A 17,293-nucleotide genomic window follows, 5' to 3' on the forward strand; every position below is an offset into this window, starting at 1 on the left:
ACCCTTCATTCTATTGATCTGCATTAAAAATTTTCAGTGCCGCCGGGGCAATGTCTGGCTTGGCATAGGCCATTTTGGCTATCGGACTGACCTGATGGTAAGTATCGAGACCGCTAATAGCGGCGAGTTGCAAAGCGCTGATATCGACGTTGCCATCATCGGTGATTGCGTCGGGATTAACCATTACCTGTTGAATATGGCCAATGACCAGTTCGGTGTTATTCAGGGCAATAGGAATGATCTCGGCTAACTGCAAACCGATTTTTAACGGGCTTTCGGCCACAAAGGGGGCGGCAAAATCCGGCTGCCACTGGGTGGTAAAATCACAGGCATCAAATTCGCTAATCGCAGAAGGATAACGGGCTGAAGTTTGATGACCCTGCGCGTACATCGAAACCGGCATGGCATTAATAGTGTAAAAGCCGGTTTGTTTGATATTACCCAGGGTGTCGCGCACTACCGAATGAGGGCGCATAATCATACCCATTAAGGGGGGACTGGCACCGATATGCACAACCGAACTAACAATGGCCAGGTTGGTCTGTTGTTGCTGATTACAGGTGCCAATCAGGTTAGCGCTTTTGTAGCCGGACAGACTATTTATAAAATTAGCCCGGTAGCGCTGCTCCATGGCTTCAATAGCCGCTGAATCAATAAGGTCCATGATTACTCATTCTCCATTTCGGCCATGATCTCAAATTCGCCATGGCGGTCATAAATGGTCACCAGAATTGGCTGGCAGCAAATCTGACAGTCAACAACCTGGCTTTGTCCAATGTCATTAATTTCATCAACTTCGATATCATTGATGGTCATACAATAGGGACACTCAAATGTACTGGCTTTGGTTAAACTCATAGCGACTACCCCGAAAAATGGTCTTAGTTACAGGCTATACGTAAAAACACCAAGGCTGGATTGACGACGGGAGGACAGACTTGGGACAAAAAGCAAAAATGGGCCGATGCTGCTGTTGCCAGCGGGAAACCTGGCTGACATTTCATCATCTCATTCCACGTAAAGTACATCGCCGTAGCCATTTTAAAAAGCACTATGATAAAGACCAACTGGCAGCGGGCATTCTGATTTGCCGCCAGTGTCATAACGGGATCCATCGGTTTTATGACGAGATGACCCTGACCAGAGTGTTCGCCACGCCCGAAGCCCTCATAGCGGATCCGGCGTTGAATGAGTACTTCAGCTGGGTGGCAAAGCAGCGGATCAGGACGGTTGACAAGGGCAGGTAGTCATTTATAGTGAGGGCTGTATATTTATACATGTTTTACATGCAGGACCGGTAATGCGAAAAACACTGCCCGAGCGTTATTACCTCGATCACTTTTACGAATTTCTACAGTTTTTTGAAGGCGTCAATCGTGAGTTAGTCGACGACAAAACCGCTGCTTTTATCGATGCTTTTAAGGCGCTCAGCAGCGATGAGCAGTGTTTGATTGTGCGTGCAGCCAATCGCAAGTATCCGGTAGTAGTGGTAAAAACCTTTGTTTACGATGAGATAAATCAACCCCTGCAAAACCTGGCAGCGCTGGCCGGGAAGGGATGGTTTAGCAGTATTACTCAGGCCGACAGTTATGCACTGGGGCAGGTATTAACCAAAGCCGATCTGCTGGCCTTACTGCGGTATAACGGCATTACAGTTAATGCCTCAGTGGCAAAGCCAGCGCTAACAGAACACCTGGCGCAACTTCTTGCCGGAAAGGCCCTGGCGGTGCCTGAAGACATTGATGAACAATATTTACTGCGTACTTTTGATGAGCCTTTAAATTATCTGTTGTTTTTATATTTCGGACACACCAAAGGGCGGTTAAATCAATTTTCCATGCGCGATCTCGGTGTCATGCGAACCCGACAGGATGTTAGTCGTCAGCTCGCACGTTTTGACAGCCCGGAGGCGGCTACTGGGGCGTATTACTATGCCAGCCAGTTAACCTTGTTTAAACAGCTTAATGAGGGGCAAAAGACCGGGTTTACTGTTGACTCGTCGGTGCCAGTATCCTGCCCTACCGGTTATGAGTACCGGGACAAACTGCTGTATCAGCTGGGCCTGTTCTGGCTGGGTAAGTCAGCAGAAAAGGGGCTGGCATGGTTACAGCAGGCAGGCAGCGATCAGGCCCAGGAAAAATGGTTAAGAGAGAGCTATAAGGCCGGCCACCAGGAAGCTGTGCAGACGCAGCTGGAATCGATCATCGATGACCCGTCTTCAGATACACTGCTGGCTTTTGCAGAAGACTTCTACAGTCGCAAGTTTGGTCGCAAGCGCACTTCGCTCCTTACCGATATGTTACGTGCCGCAACCCACACAGTGCAGCTTGATGATATTCATAATCAGTCGGTGGAGCAGGGCGTCATTGGCTACTATCGCCGTCAGGGGCTTGAGGCATATCGGGCCGAGAATCAGCCCTGGCGTATGCTGTTTGGTTTACTCTTTTGGGACTGGTTGTATGGCGAGCTGGGCTTGGTCAGCGAATTTGACCGTCGTCCGCAAGTGCTGCGTCACAACGATTTCTACGCACGTTTTGCCACTGATATAGAAAGTCATTTAGCACAGTACTGCGGTGATGCCGCAACATTGCACCGGTATTTACTAAAACAAGCGAGTGCACATTATGGCAAGGTAAACAGCCTGTTTATGTGGCGCCAGGGGTTGCCGGAAGCCATAACCGTGTTGCTTAAATATGTCAGCATGGCGCGCTTGCGCGCATTTTTACTATTGATGTGTAAAGACTATGCCAGCTTGCGCGACGGTTTTCCTGACATTATGGTGGTGCAGGATGGACAGTTACGTTTTGAAGAAATCAAAGCGCCCGGTGACCAGCTCAGACGTAATCAGCTAATTACAATTCAACGGCTCCGGCAGTGCGGATTTGAGGTAGGCATTACTCAGGTTGAATGGTATCAGGATCCTTTACAGCCCTATGTGGTAGTAGACATCGAAACCACCGGAGGGCAGTCGGCCAGCCATCGGATCACCGAAATAGGCATGGTTAAAGTGGTGGGGGGCGAAGAAGTGGCACGATGGCAAAGCCTGATCAATCCACAGCGCCATATTCCTTACCGGATCACTCAGTTAACCGGTATCAGTGATGACATGGTGGCTTCTGCGCCAATTTTTGCCGACGTTGCTGAAGATATTGAAGCGTTTACTAAAGACTGCGTTTTTGTAGCGCATAACGTAAATTTTGACTATGGGTTTATTAAACAGGAATTTGCCCGCCTTGAACTTGATTTTAAGCGGCCAAAGTTATGTACCTGTGCCAGAATGCGCAAAACCTATCCTGGACTGAGTGCTTACGGACTTGGCCCGCTATCCAGACATTTCGACATAAAACTGGAAAATCACCACAGGGCATTGGATGACGCACTGGCCGCTAGCGAACTGTTGAAGCTTATTCAGCAGCGCAGTATCTGAACAATAAATAAAATCTAATATAGGTTAAAATAAATTTAATGAAATTGAATATTATTTTTAATAAATTAATTTGATCTTTTTTTACACTACAAGCATACTTTATCTAACACTGATTAAGTGTGTATGCGTTCTTGCTGTTTAGCCCACCTCGTTGTGGGCTTTTTTCTTTCCGCACGAAAAATCATCGGGTATTTTGGACTAAAAATATAAAGCTAAAAATTAGTCAAATTGACTATATTTTGGTTTTTGATTTTTGGCACAGGCCAACTAGTTTTGCGCGTTTCACATTAAGTTATTGATAAATATAGTTAAAAAATATTGGCATCGTCATTGCTCTAGCTAAAGTAACTTTCTCCCGTAAATAGTAAAAAAGGAAATGACGATGAAAACATTCACTAAAGTAGTAATGGTTGCTGGTTTAACGTTTGGCGCAATGGCAGCAGCTCATGCTGATACCCAACTGGTGGCAGCAGACAACGAAGTGACTTCTAAGATTTGCGTGGTTGCTGCTAAAGGCAGCAAAATGAAACTGCATGCAGCGCTTAAAGATGTTGGCCTGAGCCGCGATTATGTTGAAAAAAATATTACCTGTAACGGTATGCCTATAGTTGAGTTTGTTGAGCAGTATGGCGAAAACGTAGCAAAAATTAACCGCTACATCACTGCTGGTGAGTACACTGGCACCCTGATCAGCCGCGCGAACTAATCCTATGATGTTAATGCAAAAAGCCCCGATGGCTTGCCTCGGGGCTTTTGTTTTGCCTGGAGAAAAGCCGTCATTTTCACTTTAGCAACGGACTACTCGGGCACTGATAAAGAGAGTTCAGGCTCAACTCGCTGCACAATAAAAACTCCCTTGTGCTCCTTGCTTCGCTGCTTCAAAACGATCGTTTAATCCCAACTAAAAGGCGTCGGGTATTTTTAACCATATCGATTCTGGCAAACCAATCAAGCCGGGCCGCGAAAATGTTGCCAGAAAATTCCAGCGAGCCTGCATGTCCGGTGCCCAGATAATCTTCGGTTAGTGTTGCCCGTTCACCGAATTCCGTACTGACATAAGCATAGTAGCCATAGAACGCTATGGGATATTGTTGAATTAAAAATGTGCTTTCTAAACCCAACACCAGTTTATTTTCTGCCTGATCGACCCGGCGTACTATTTCTGCAAACCACACTTGTTCAGGTTGCTGGTGGTAACGGATTTCACCGCGAAGGTAATTACCATTGGTGATATGTTCTACACCGGCCTCAATGCTGAATAAATGATTTAACGTTGCGCTGTATTCAAGCTCGAACAGATTAATATCGCCATGCACTGCAAGCGCCCTGGCGGGGTCGGTAGCGTCGAGTGCGCCAACGACCAGTTCCAGCTGGTGGTCAGGTTGGATCTGGTGAACATGCCGAAGACCCTGAAACCAGCCGTCTTTCGCCAAGCCTGTGGCAGAAACACGTCCTTTGTAGGTGGGAATCACACCAAATTCGGTTTTACCTTTGCTGTAAGTGCGCCTCATATAAAGCCGTCTGACGGCTATTTTATCGTTGTTGTCACTGCCAAAAGTATTGTGGCTGGAACTAAAGCCGTTTCCTGTGACAACAAAGCTATGTAAGCTCCATTGCGAATCGAAGTTTAACCGGGGGTAAAACCGCAGACGATACTGGCTGCGTTCTGTTTGATCAGAGCGGTGATCGTAACGGACCTGCATATCCAGTTTTTGTTGGTAAAAATCGGGTATGGCCGCTGCCATCAGTGGCTTTATGGTTAATCCCATAAGATATAAGGCAAAGCCAGTTATTGCAGAAAGTCGCTTTAACATACTCTGTGGCAACGTAATTCAGATGTCGCAGAGTGTAGCTTAAAAAGGAGGCAGGATCTGTAATGTCCTGAACGCAGATATAAAAAAGCCGGCTAAGCGCCGGCCAAACAAGTGGAGAATTACCTTGAAATCAAGGTCACCACAACTCTGTGGGTCGATACAGAAAAGTGGCGAAAATTAAACTAAAGTCTAATCCTAAAAAACACTATAGTAGCCAAGATTCGACAGAGATAATTCAAAAAATCGATTCGTTTAATAGGAAAAAACGAATAAAAAAAGCTTTCCGAAGAAAGCTTTTTAAAATTTACTGCGTGAAGTGCAAGCGCTTAGGCCAGACCAAGCTTCTTCTCAAGATAGTGGATGTTAGTACCACCGGCATAGAAGTTTTCGTCCGCCATAATGCGTTGCTGTAACGGAATGTTGGTTTTGATGCCATCTACTACCAGCTCGTCCAGTGCGTGGCGCATACGGGCAATGGCTTCGTCACGGCTTTCACCATAGGTGATCAGCTTACCAATCATCGAATCGTAATAAGGTGGTACGGTATAACCGGCATAAATATGCGAGTCCCAGCGTACTCCTAAACCACCTGGTGGGTGGAACATTTCGATTTTACCCGGACTCGGGATAAAGGAGATTGGATCTTCAGCGTTAATCCGGCATTCAATGGCGTGGCCACGAATTTGAATTTGAGACTGGTCGATAGACAGTGGCTGACCTGCCGCAATTCGCAGCTGTTCCTTGACCAGGTCTACACCAGTGATCATTTCAGATACCGGGTGTTCTACCTGAATACGGGTGTTCATTTCAATGAAGTAGAACTCACCGTTTTCGTACAGGAACTCGAAGGTACCCGCGCCGCGATAGCCGATTTCGATACAGGCTTTACGACAACGATCACCAATCTTGCTACGCATTTGCTCAGAAATACCCGGAGCCGGCGCTTCTTCTACCACTTTTTGGTGACGACGCTGCATTGAACAGTCGCGCTCACCTAAGTGAATTGCATTGCCCTGACCATCTGCCAGCACCTGAATTTCCACGTGGCGTGGGTTTTCCAGGAATTTTTCCATGTAAACCACGTCATTACCAAAAGCCGCACCGGCTTCTGCTTTAGTGGTTTCGATGGACTTAATCAGCTCGGCTTCGCTGCGTACTACGCGCATACCGCGACCACCACCACCACCGGCAGCTTTAACGATAATTGGGTAGCCGATACGTTTAGCAATGGTTTTATTGCGATCCGCATCGTCAGTTAGCGGGCCGTCAGAGCCTGGTACACAAGGTACACCGGCTTTTTTCATGGCGTTAATCGCAGACACTTTGTCACCCATCAGGTTAATAGTGTCGGCGCGTGGACCAATGAAAATAAATCCGCTTTTTTCTACTGCATCAGCAAAATCCGCATTTTCCGCCAAAAAGCCGTAGCCTGGGTGAATAGCGATAGAGTTAGTTACCTCGGCCGCGGCAATAATGCGCGGAATATTCAGATAACTTTCGGTGGCTGATGCATTACCAATACAAATTGATTCGTCTGCAAGCAATACATGTTTAAGATTGCGGTCGGCAGTAGAATGTACCGCGACCGTTTTAATCCCAAGCTCTTTGCACGCTCGCAGGATCCGCAGCGCAATTTCGCCACGGTTAGCTATGAGTACTTTATCCATGAGATTACCGTTTATTCGATGATGAACAGAGGCTGATCAAATTCTACAGCTTCCTGGTTATCTACCAGAATCGCTTTAACAACACCTGCTTTATCAGATTCGATTTGGTTCATCATTTTCATGGCTTCAATGATACACAGGGTATCACCAACGTTTACACTCTGACCTACTTCGACAAAAGCTTTTGCCGTTGGTGAAGAAGCGCGGTAGAAAGTACCAACCATTGGCGACTTAACGGTGTGACCAGCTGGTACTTCTGGCTCGGCTGCTGCAGCCGGAGCCGCTGCTGCCGGAGCCGCTACAGGCGCTGCAACTGGTGCTGGCGCCGCGTAGTGAATAGGAGCGGCGGCGTGTGAACTGCCACGGTGGATACGAACAGACTCTTCACCTTCGGTGATTTCTAGCTCGGCAATACCTGATTCTTCGACCAGCTCAATCAGTTTTTTAATCTTTCTAATATCCATAATCTGTCTCGTTTGTCTTGTTAATTAGTTGCAAAAATATCGACTGCTGCGTCCAGGGCGAGAGCGTAACCTTTAGCGCCAAAGCCTACGATCACGCCAGCAGCGATATCGGAAAAATAAGAATGATGACGAAATGCCTCACGGGCATGCACGTTGGATAGATGTACTTCTATAAATGGAATCGACACGCTGAGTAAGGCATCGCGCAGGGCAACGCTGGTGTGCGTAAAAGCCGCAGGATTAATGATAATACCGTCGATATTGCCCATGGCGGCATGAATGCGATCGATCAGGTCTGCCTCGGCATTAGACTGAAAATGCTCGAGGCTGATATTCATAGCTGATGCTTGTGCGGTTAAGCCTGCAACAATATCGGCTAAAGTGGCGTGTCCGTATTTTTCTGGCTCCCTTTTACCCAGCATGTTCAGGTTAGGGCCATTTAATAAAAGTATTTTCATTAATCTTGTAGCTATCTTGCGGCTAAATTCCGAATAACGACCAGTTATACAGAATTTGGCTAATATTTAACACAAAAACCGCGTTGAATTAGTACTAAAATAAGCTTAATCAACAATTATAGTGATTAATTAAGATATCGCAGCAAAATACTGGTCTTATCAGGGGATTTCGCCGCAACTTTTCGATATGGTGATTGCTAAATATAAATAGTTGCGGCTGAAGAGTGACTTTTTACAGGCGGTTACCTTTCGCTTTTTGGCGAATGGCATCGGTTAATTGGGTGGCGATGTCGGGAATTGGCAGTGATTTATCGACGCCGCCTCGACGCACAGCCTCTTTTGGCATGCCATATACCACGCAACTGGCTTCATCCTGGGCAAAGGTTACCGCGCCTTTGTCGTGCATGGCGCGCATACCGTCAGCACCATCTTTACCCATGCCGGTAAGAATCACACCAAAAGCATTGTGGCCTACCTGCTCCGCCAGGCTGTTAAACAATACATCAACCGATGGCTTGTGGCCGCTAACCCTACCGTGATCGCTAAGTTGGAGGCGGTAGTCGGCACCGTACTTAATCACACTCAGGTGTTGGTCTCCCGGCGCGAGATAAGCGTGGCCTGGTAATAAGCGTTCGTTGTGCTTTGCCTCTTTTACCGTGAGGGCACACAGGCCATTGAGGCGTTTGGCAAATGAGGTGGTAAAGCCTGGTGGCATATGTTGGGTCATGACCACCGCCGGAAACGAAGCCGGTAATCTCACTAACAGCTCTTTAATGGCTTCGGTACCACCGGTACTGGCTCCAATGCCGACAATTAACTCTGTACCGGAGTAGGAGAGTTGAGTTTTAGTGACCTCTGCATCGGCAACACGTTTTTTGACTTTGGCTCTGGCTGCTTCCAGAATTTTGGTCGTTACCAATTGTTGAAAGGCCATAAACTTGGCCTGAACGTCGATTTTCGGCTTAGGAATAAAATCGATAGCACCCAGTTCCAGTGCCAGCATAGTGGCATCCGCCCCTTTTTCGGTCAGAGTAGAAATCATGACTACAGGCGTTGGCTTGGCTTTCATCAGACGATCAAGAAAGGTCAGGCCATCTACCCGGGGCATTTCAATGTCCAGTGTGATTACGTCAGGATTGAAACGTTTGACCATGTCTTTGGCCACAAAGGCGTCTGGCGCTGTACCCACCAGTGTCAGTTCGGGATGGGCAGAAATAATTTGTGTCATTAACGAACGGATAAGCGCCGAATCATCAACAACTAACACAGATATTGTCATAGCTTTTACTCAAATAAATCAACATCACCAGCTGATGGTGTATCCTTGATGCGCATGCGGTATTCACTTTCACGATCAAGAATGGTGGTGTTGTGCATAGCTTTAATTTTGCGTACTTTTACCTCGCCTGTGCCAGGGAAAAAATAGACTTTACGTGGATACGGACCCAATAAATCCCGTGCCAGAACTGGTATTTTTTCAATTTTCAGGTAGTCCAGTACAAACTCACTGTTGCGTTCGCCAACATTGTTAATAGTAAGACCTTGCAGCACGTTACCACCACCAAACACCTTCGCTTCGAGACGGTTTCTGGCCGCCCCCATTTTAAGCAGTTCGTTAATCAATAACTCCATAGCATAGGTGCCATAGCGCGCCGACGTATTCATTTCGCCACTGGTAACAAATTCATCGTTAGGCAACAAAAAATGATTCATGCCTCCGATTTTGGTAATGGGATCGCGCAGACACACGGAAACACAGGAACCTAGCACGGTAACGATAATCGTTGGATCGCGGGTAGCGAAGTACTCGCCGGGTAATATCTTTACGGCTTCACTGTCAAAATGCCGATCAAAATAGCGGTTCGGGGTACTCATTCCGGGAAGAGACGTCATATCGCGCCTCGGTTTACAAGATAAACCGTTTTCCCTTTGGGCCGCAGAAGGTTGCTCAAATGAGAAAAGTTTTCGGAATGACCGGCAATGTACCAGGCATCGGGTTTAGTTAGTCTTAAAATCCGTTTCAATATGACTTCTTGTGTTGGCTTATCAAAATAAATCATTACGTTACGACAAAAAACAATATCAATGCCTTTTTCTATGGCATAGCTACTGTCGAGCAGGTTCTGCCGGAAAAAATGAATCGACTGACGCAGTTCGGGAATTATCCGTGCTTTACCGGCGTTAGCTCCGGTACCCCGGTGGAAAAACTGCTTACGTCGCATAGGACTTAATTTTTCAACCTGATCAATGGGATAAATTCCTGCCTGCGCTCGTTCCAGCATTCGGCTGTCGATATCTGAGGCATAAATCTTAACGTTATTAATGAGTGAACCACGGGCTTCAGCACAGGTCATTGCAATGGAATAGGGCTCTTCACCACTGCTGCTGGCGGTACACCAAATTCGCAGGGGGCCAGGATGACTGGCCAGATACTCTTTTAACAAATCGAAGTGATGAGATTCGCGAAAAAACGACGTTAAGTTTGTCGTCAGCGCATTAATAAAATGCTCTGTTTCGGCTTTATGGGTGTCCAGGTATTTAAGGTAAGCCTGAAAGTTGTCAATATTCAGCGCTCGCAGCCGCCTGGCCAGGCGGCTGTAAACCATATTGTCTTTACTGTCGGCCAGGTTAATTCCGGTGAGCGAACGAATTTTTTGCCGAACGGCATTAAATTCTTTCAGAGTAAACGCAAAAGGCTTCTCCATTTATTTACTCACTCTGGATTAAAAGCTCTCCCATTCATCATCATCGTCGGGCTTGGCAGCACTCAGGTGTTGTGAACGGGCTGATACTGCTCTGGCAGACACTTTAGGCTTGGTTCTTGGAAGTGGTGCAGACTGGATAGCTGGAACGTGACTCATTTCAGCTTCGTGGCCTAGCTCAAAGAAGTTAACTCTGGAAATCAGCTGCGACGCCTGAGAGCTCATACTTTCTGCAGCAGCGGCTGCTTCTTCTACCAGCGCTGCGTTTTGCTGGGTCATTTCATCCATTTGCACCACGGCTTTATTGATTTCATCAATACCGCTGGCCTGCTCAGCACTGGCTGATGCGATTTCTGACATGATGTCGTTTACACGCTGAATAGCCGTGACAATTTCGCGCATGGTGTCACCTGACTGGTTAACCAGCTGGTTACCGCTTTCTACTTTAGCTACAGAGTCTGAGATCAGATCCTTAATATCTTTAGCGGCATTGGCAGAACGTTGTGCCAGGGTGCGAACTTCTGATGCAACTACCGCAAAACCGCGACCCTGCTCACCGGCGCGTGCGGCTTCTACTGCGGCGTTAAGTGCCAGTATGTTGGTTTGGAAAGCAATACCGTCGATAACGCCAATGATATCTTCAATTTTCTTCGCTGACTGGTTAATGTCAGCCATCGTACCAACGACCTGATCGATCAGCTTGCCACCGTTGCTGGCCACTCGTGATGCTTCTGATGCCAGACCATTGGCTTGTTTGGCATTATCCGCATTCAGTTGTACCGTACTGGTGATTTGTTCCATACTTGAGGCGGTTTCCTCAAGGCTGGAAGCCTGCTGTTCGGTCCGTGATGACAGGTCTGCGTTACCCTTAGCAATTTCAGCCGACGCGTTGTTGATCGTTTCTGAACCGCCCCGAATTTCCATGATAATACTGGACAGATTGGTGACGAAATCATTAACCGAATCTGCCAGTGCTTTAAATTCACCTTCGTACTCACGCTCGAGTTTACTGGTCAGGCTGCCTTTAGACAGTGCCAGCATCACTTCACAGATATCGTTAACCGCCATCTTACGGCTGGTGATGTCTGTCGCATATTTCACAACTTTAAAAACACGGCCGCTGTCGTCTAAAATTGGGTTATAGGTAGCCTGAATCCACACATCGACGCCACCTTTACCTATACGGCGGAATTCGCCACTTTGGAATTGACCATCGTTTAACTGATCCCAGAACATGCGGTATTCAGTGGTAGAGCGTTCGGCACTATCGACAAACATGCTGTGATGCTTGCCTTTAATTTCGTCCAGGGTGTAACCCAAAGCATTCAGAAAGTTATCGTTAGCCTGCAGAATTTTACCTGTTGGATCAAATTCAATAACCGCCTGGGATTGATTAATGGCTTTAATCTGTCCCGAAAAGTAGGCATTTTTGATTTTTTCTTCGGTGATATCCGTGGCGTATTTTACAACGCGGGTAACTTTACCACCGCTGGTAACAACCGGGTTGTAAGACGCCTGAATCCAGACTTCTTCGCCACGGCTGTTGAAACGCAGGAATTCGCCGGCAATAAATTCACCGCGCTGAAGCTTGGCCCACATTTCTTTATAGTCAGCCGAGTGCGAATAGTCGCTGTCAACAAACATGCGATGGTGTTTGCCCACTATTTCACGCTCGTCATAACCCATCAGGGTAAGGAAATTCTCGTTTGCCTTTAAGATTTCGCCGTTCGGACGGAACTCAATAACCCCCTGGCTGCGATCCAGTGCGGCCAGCATATTGCTGGTTAAGTTGTATTCGGTTTTGTCGACCCATTCAACCATAGCGCCGTCCGGACGCCCAAGGTTATCCAGAACCGGGGTCAATTTAAGATCAAAGTTAACATCACCTACCACAATGGATGATTCCATTGGCGAGGTTAAATCAGCGAGCAGACGACGTTGGTGACCCGGGTCCTTGTGGAACTGATCGATATTCTGACCTACCAGGTTCTCAGCTGAAAAATGCGGTAATACAGTGCGAATTTCGCTTTCATATTTCTTCAGAAGATGTGAAACCGCCGGATTTGCATAAATAATATTGCGGTCTTTGTCTGCCACCATAACACCGGAAGAAATTGCGTTGAGCGCAAGTTCATAATATGCCGGCTTTTGTGGTTCTGGCTGCTGGCCCCCAAATAAATTACGCAAGTTCATACTGAGCCCTCGTTTTGCTGATTCATGCTGTCAAAAATGCCGATTTCCCTGCTGGTAATCAGTCGTTCTATATTGACCAGTATGACAAGTCCGTCATCCACGCTGGCCAGTCCGTCCAGGTAACGGCTGTCAAAAGCGACACCGAATTCCGGAGGCGGGTGAATTTCGTCTTCGGTGACATTAATCACGTCAGAGACGCTGTCTACTACTATGCCCACAATGCGGTCCTGCACATTGAGCATAATGACGATAGTAAATTCGTTGTAGGTCGCTTCGCTAACATTAAACTTAACGCGCAAATCGACAATAGGAACAATATCACCGCGCAGGTTTATTACGCCTTTTATGAAGTCAGGAGCGTTAGCGATTTTAGTGACGGGTTCATAGCCACGAATCTCCTTAACCTGAATAATCGCCAGGCCATATTGCTCTTCACCTAACATAAATGTCAGATATTCCTTGTTTGCACCAACAGTTGCTGCCAACGCAGCGTCCTGAGATGACACAGTATTCATCAGGCTAACCCCACTTGATTGATTTGTTCGTTTTTAATCAGGTTGTCAACATCGATAATCATGGCGACCTTGCCGTCTCCCATTATGGTTGCACCGGAAATGCCGTCTACTTTCTTGTAATGCCGCTCCAGACTTTTAATGACTACCTGTTGTTTACCTAATAACTGGTCAACAATGATCCCGTAGCGCTTTTTACCTATTTCTACTAACACAATAATCGAGTCTTCGACGCGTTTATCTGTAGCGTTGATTTGCATGGTTTCGCGTAGCGAGACCAGCGGCCAGTACTGATCCCGGCTCCACAACATCGTATCGTTGGCGAGTGTTTTTATTTGATCAGCTCTGGGCTGCAAGGACTCAATAATATTGAGCAATGGAATTATGTAGGTTTCGTTTTCCACAGAAACACACATACCGTCAATAATGGCCAGAGTCAGCGGTAACTTAATGGTAAAGGTAGAGCCTTGCCCACCAACCGAGACAATGTCTATTCCGCCCTGGATGGCTTCGATATTCCGGCGAACAACATCCATACCTACGCCACGGCCAGAAACATCCGTAACGGCATCAGCGGTAGAGAATCCTGGCGCAAATATCAACTGCCATACCTCTTCATCAGGCATTTTGGGGTCGATATCCATACCGTTTGAAATGGCTTTATCAAGGATTTTCTCGCGGTTTAAGCCGCCGCCATCGTCCTTAATACTAATCAGGATATTGCCACCACGTTGCTCAGCTTTTAACACTATGGTGCCGATTTCGGGCTTGCCTGCGGCCAGACGTTTTTCTAATGGTTCAATGCCATGGTCCAGACTGTTGCGAACCAAATGGGTAAGTGGATCCGCGAGCTTCTCGATCATTGATTTATCGACTTCGGTTTCACCGCCTTCGATAATCAGCTCGATTTTTTTATCGAGGGTCTTCGCCAGATCACGAACCAGTCGGGGGAAGCGGTTAAATACAAAGGAAACCGGAATCATCCGCATGGACATGACGGCTTCCTGAATTTCGCGAATGTTGCGGGATAGCTCATCAATGGCGCCGGTTAATTTTTCACCGGTGTTACCGTCAACATCTTCACCTATCATCGACAGTATCGACTGGGTGATAACCATTTCGCCCACCAGGTTAACCACGGTATCAATTTTGTTGGTTTCTACCCGAATAGAGCCGGCATCGCCTTTAGCCGCGGGCTTTGCGGCCGCTTTGGCGGCGGGCTTTTTAGCTGCTGCAGTTCTGGCAGGGCTTTTATTCTCGGGTTTTTCCTGCTCAAAAAAGCCAAAGGCTTCTTCATCCTTAAGCGGTTGTGCAGGCTTGGGCTCGCTGAAAAATCCAAATTTACCGTCGCTGTCATTGTGACTTTCGATGGAATCGGCCGCTACAGGCTGACCCGGTGCATCGTCGAAGAAGCCAAATCCGTCGTCCTCTTCCTCTGCCGCAACGGGTTGACCCGGCGCATCATCGAAAAAGCCGAAACCGTCATCCTCGTCGTCCGCACTGTCCTGCTGGGGCTGACCCGGGGCATCATCAAAAAAGCCAAAGCCGTCATCGTCATTGTCAAATGCCGGGCTGGATTCTGCCTTTGCGGACGGCTCTTGTTCTGACGTTAAGATCGCTTCAAGGGCTGCTTTACCCTCTTCAATCTGCTGCCAGTCTATCTCAGTTTCGTCCTGATAAGCCCGCAGAATATCACCCAGCGTATCGGTGGTCGCTAACAGTACGTCCACAATGTCGGTGGTTAAATCTAACTCATGGTTGCGCGCCTTATCGAGGATCGTTTCCATGACGTGAGTTAAACCGGTTAAGGCATCGAAGCCAAAAATACCACTGCCGCCTTTAATTGAGTGAGCTGCGCGGAATATGCTGTTGAGATCTTCAGGATCAGGGTCGTCTGTAGAAATGTTTAATAACAGTTCTTCCATGGTTTGAAGATGCTCCTGGCTCTCCTCAAAAAACACGTTGTGGAACTGATTCATATCAACAGACATTGGCGACTATCCCAGCAGTTTTTTAGCAATAGCCAGTAATTTAGATGGATCAAATGGCTTGACCATCCAGCCTGTAGCACCGGCGGCTTTACCCTGGCTCTTAAGGGAATCCCCTGCCTCGGTAGTCAGTACCACAATCGGCACTGTGCGGTAGCTCATCATGCCCCGTAATGACTTGATAAGCGTAATGCCGTCCATGCGAGGCATGTTCTGATCGGTCAGTACAAAGTCGTAACGGGTAGTCTGACATTTATCCAGTGCTGCCTGTCCGTCTTCAGCGGTGTCAACGTTGTAGCCGGCACCCTTAAGAGTGACTTCGACCATTTGGCGGATCGACATAGAGTCGTCCACGATTAGAATTTTTTTGCTCATAACGGTTTTAGTTCCTTGCTATGAAAATGGTTGTGCAATTGCCTTTGGCATTTCGTTCTACTGTCTGGCACATCGCGTCAACCAACCCAAGACCCCGACCACTCAGGCCCTGTTTATCGGCAGAGTTCTCAGTCAGAGCGAAACCCGCTCCCGAGTCTTCCACTGATATCTTTATAAACGTAGTCGAATTTGTGTAAAGTTGTATGGTTAACTCGTCACTATTTGTTAGTTTACCCAATCGTTCTTCACGAAGTGCCAGGTAAGTGGCAAAACCTTCAAAATCATTTTTCAGGCTCGAATCCAGTTCGAGAATGCCATGATCGAGCGCGTTATTTATCAGCTCGGCCATAACGGTAAATGCTTTTTGGCACAAATCCTTTGGTAAATCAGAGTGTTGCATGATGTGCATAGCCTGATTTAACACATCAAGACTGCCGATTACCTTACCTCTGATGCAAAATCGATAATCGATCTCGCCAAAGTCCGGCAGGGTTTCTTCAATTCTGGTTTGTAGTTTTTCCCTTACGGCATCACCATCAATAACGCATAACGTAATATCATCTTCGATGCTGTTACCCGCAGCAAAATCCAGGCAGTCATCCATTATATTGATTAGGCTCTGCCCGCTATTTACTAAGTTATCGACCTGTTCCAGTAAACGTTTAGTGGAATATGCCGCCCCCTGGGGATTTGTTTGTTCGATAATACCGTCGGTGTACAACGCCAGTTGTGCTATGTCGTCTATTGGGACCTGCTCGGTTTTAATGCTGAATTCCGCGGGCTCCATAATGCCAAGGGGCATTGCTTTTGACTTAAAGTGCTTCACTTCACCGTTTTTGCAGCAGCACAGCACATCAGGTAAGCCTGCATTAACAATAGTAATCGTATTGCTGTAAGGGCAAATTTCGATGCCAGCTAAAGCCACAAACCGATCGTCAGGTATCTCGATATAAAGCTTGCGATTTATCTCGTGGAATATTTCATCAATGCCCTTGCCTTTATTGGCCATCGCCCGAGCGGTAGTGACAATGGGTATAATACAAATCGCCGCGGCCAGACCATGGCCCATAGCATCAGCCAGAATTAACTGGATCTTGCCGGATGGGTTTGGTGGTGAAAAAATAGTATCACCACTAAAGTTGGTCATTGGCCGACTGCGTACCTGAGCAAAAGAAGGCAGATCGCACTGGCTGTTCGCCATATTCTGATAAACGTGTTGGGCGAGGCTTTCTTCCTGGGCTTTCTCGCTTAATAACTGTTGTAACAGCTGGTACTTGTTGGCTAAATCCATGCTGGTTCGTTTAAACGTCAGCAGATTACGAATTTTTTCCCACAGCAGTTCTATGCTGACCGGCTTAACAATATAGTCGTGCACGCCCTGGCTAAAACTGTCACTGATATTGTTTATCTGGTCATCGGAAGACACCATGATGACGTAGGGCGAAGGCTCAAGCGCTTGCAGTACAGGCAGCAAATCGGTACCACTGCCATCGCCTAAATGGTTGTCTAATATCACCAGATCTATCGGGTGTTTACTCAGCACTTCTTTGGCATCAGTCAAAGAAAAAGACGATATCGCTTTGACGCCTTTAACTGTCAGATCTGAGACAAGCAGTTCACAAAAAATATGATCATCGTCGACGACCAGAACGGATTCTGACGGCTTTTTTGCTATGGGAGCTTTCATCAGGAC

The 17,293-nt window shown here is 47.1% G+C and carries 17 protein-coding genes; 3 read left to right on the forward strand and 14 right to left on the reverse strand.

The genetic code is table 11. The features are described from left to right. Window positions 1–10: 10 nt before the first annotated feature. Both BFC17_RS04580 and BFC17_RS04585 read right to left on the reverse strand, forming a co-directional pair. A complete protein-coding gene (locus tag BFC17_RS04580; protein ID WP_070175277.1) occupies window positions 11–664 on the reverse strand; it encodes a flavin reductase family protein in 654 nt (217 codons plus the stop codon). 2 nt (window positions 665–666) lie between these two features. Next, the gene (locus BFC17_RS04585) at window positions 667–858 is read right to left on the reverse strand and encodes a zinc ribbon domain-containing protein (RefSeq protein ID WP_070175278.1); all 192 of its coding nucleotides are present in this window, start codon (window positions 856–858) and stop codon (window positions 667–669) included. A gap of 80 nt (window positions 859–938) precedes the next feature. Between BFC17_RS04585 and BFC17_RS04590 the strand changes: the two genes are divergently transcribed. The 3 genes from BFC17_RS04590 to BFC17_RS04600 all read left to right on the forward strand — a co-directional run bounded on the left by BFC17_RS04590 (window position 939) and on the right by BFC17_RS04600 (window position 4,133). Then, window positions 939–1,247: a hypothetical protein gene (locus tag BFC17_RS04590; RefSeq protein WP_229681016.1), complete on the forward strand. Its 309-nt coding sequence runs from the start codon at window positions 939–941 to the stop codon at window positions 1,245–1,247. 53 nt (window positions 1,248–1,300) lie between these two features. Then, window positions 1,301–3,427, forward strand: a complete 2,127-nt coding sequence (locus tag BFC17_RS04595; protein WP_070175280.1) for an exonuclease domain-containing protein — start codon at window positions 1,301–1,303, stop codon at window positions 3,425–3,427. A 382-nt stretch (window positions 3,428–3,809) separates the two neighbouring features. After that, entirely contained in the window at window positions 3,810–4,133 is a 324-nt protein-coding gene (locus tag BFC17_RS04600) for a DUF3718 domain-containing protein (RefSeq protein ID WP_070175281.1), read from the forward strand. Window positions 4,134–4,305: 172 nt separating this feature from the next. On the opposite strand, the gene BFC17_RS04605 is transcribed toward BFC17_RS04600, so the two are convergent. From BFC17_RS04605 to BFC17_RS04660, 12 genes are all read right to left on the reverse strand, one after another. Then, window positions 4,306–5,241 carry a hypothetical protein gene (locus BFC17_RS04605; protein WP_070175282.1) on the reverse strand — a complete coding sequence of 312 codons (936 nt, stop codon included), beginning with the start codon at window positions 5,239–5,241 and terminating at the stop codon, window positions 4,306–4,308. 326 nt (window positions 5,242–5,567) lie between these two features. Further along, on the reverse strand, window positions 5,568–6,908 hold the full coding sequence (gene accC, locus BFC17_RS04610) for an acetyl-CoA carboxylase biotin carboxylase subunit (RefSeq protein ID WP_070175283.1): 1,341 nt from the start codon (window positions 6,906–6,908) through the stop codon (window positions 5,568–5,570). Between the two features lie 11 nt (window positions 6,909–6,919). Next, the gene (gene accB, locus BFC17_RS04615; protein WP_070175284.1) at window positions 6,920–7,372 is read right to left on the reverse strand and encodes an acetyl-CoA carboxylase biotin carboxyl carrier protein; all 453 of its coding nucleotides are present in this window, start codon (window positions 7,370–7,372) and stop codon (window positions 6,920–6,922) included. A gap of 20 nt (window positions 7,373–7,392) precedes the next feature. Continuing rightward, window positions 7,393–7,830: a type II 3-dehydroquinate dehydratase gene (gene aroQ / locus BFC17_RS04620; protein WP_070175285.1), complete on the reverse strand. Its 438-nt coding sequence runs from the start codon at window positions 7,828–7,830 to the stop codon at window positions 7,393–7,395. Between the two features lie 232 nt (window positions 7,831–8,062). Continuing rightward, window positions 8,063–9,109: a protein-glutamate methylesterase/protein-glutamine glutaminase gene (locus BFC17_RS04625; RefSeq protein ID WP_070175286.1), complete on the reverse strand. Its 1,047-nt coding sequence runs from the start codon at window positions 9,107–9,109 to the stop codon at window positions 8,063–8,065. 5 nt (window positions 9,110–9,114) lie between these two features. Further along, window positions 9,115–9,723: a chemoreceptor glutamine deamidase CheD gene (gene cheD, locus BFC17_RS04630; RefSeq protein ID WP_070175287.1), complete on the reverse strand. Its 609-nt coding sequence runs from the start codon at window positions 9,721–9,723 to the stop codon at window positions 9,115–9,117. Then, on the reverse strand, window positions 9,720–10,535 hold the full coding sequence (locus BFC17_RS04635) for a CheR family methyltransferase (RefSeq protein WP_070175288.1): 816 nt from the start codon (window positions 10,533–10,535) through the stop codon (window positions 9,720–9,722). Before BFC17_RS04635 ends, cheD begins: the two co-directional genes overlap by 4 nt. A gap of 18 nt (window positions 10,536–10,553) precedes the next feature. Further along, window positions 10,554–12,725: a methyl-accepting chemotaxis protein gene (locus BFC17_RS04640; protein ID WP_070175289.1), complete on the reverse strand. Its 2,172-nt coding sequence runs from the start codon at window positions 12,723–12,725 to the stop codon at window positions 10,554–10,556. After that, window positions 12,722–13,240, reverse strand: coding sequence for a chemotaxis protein CheW (locus tag BFC17_RS04645; protein ID WP_070175290.1), 519 nt, complete (start codon window positions 13,238–13,240; stop codon window positions 12,722–12,724). The genes BFC17_RS04640 and BFC17_RS04645 overlap by 4 nt, the downstream gene beginning before the upstream one ends. Next, the gene (locus BFC17_RS04650) at window positions 13,240–15,228 is read right to left on the reverse strand and encodes a chemotaxis protein CheA (protein WP_070175291.1); all 1,989 of its coding nucleotides are present in this window, start codon (window positions 15,226–15,228) and stop codon (window positions 13,240–13,242) included. Before BFC17_RS04650 ends, BFC17_RS04645 begins: the two co-directional genes overlap by 1 nt. Before the next feature lie 6 nt (window positions 15,229–15,234). Beyond that, entirely contained in the window at window positions 15,235–15,600 is a 366-nt protein-coding gene (locus BFC17_RS04655) for a response regulator (RefSeq protein ID WP_070175292.1), read from the reverse strand. A 7-nt stretch (window positions 15,601–15,607) separates the two neighbouring features. Continuing rightward, a complete protein-coding gene (locus BFC17_RS04660; protein WP_070175293.1) occupies window positions 15,608–17,287 on the reverse strand; it encodes a SpoIIE family protein phosphatase in 1,680 nt (559 codons plus the stop codon). Window positions 17,288–17,293: the final 6 nt, after the last annotated feature.

The organism is Marisediminitalea lipolytica (assembly GCF_001758465.1).
GTDB lineage: Bacteria > Pseudomonadota > Gammaproteobacteria > Enterobacterales > Alteromonadaceae > Alteromonas > Alteromonas lipolytica.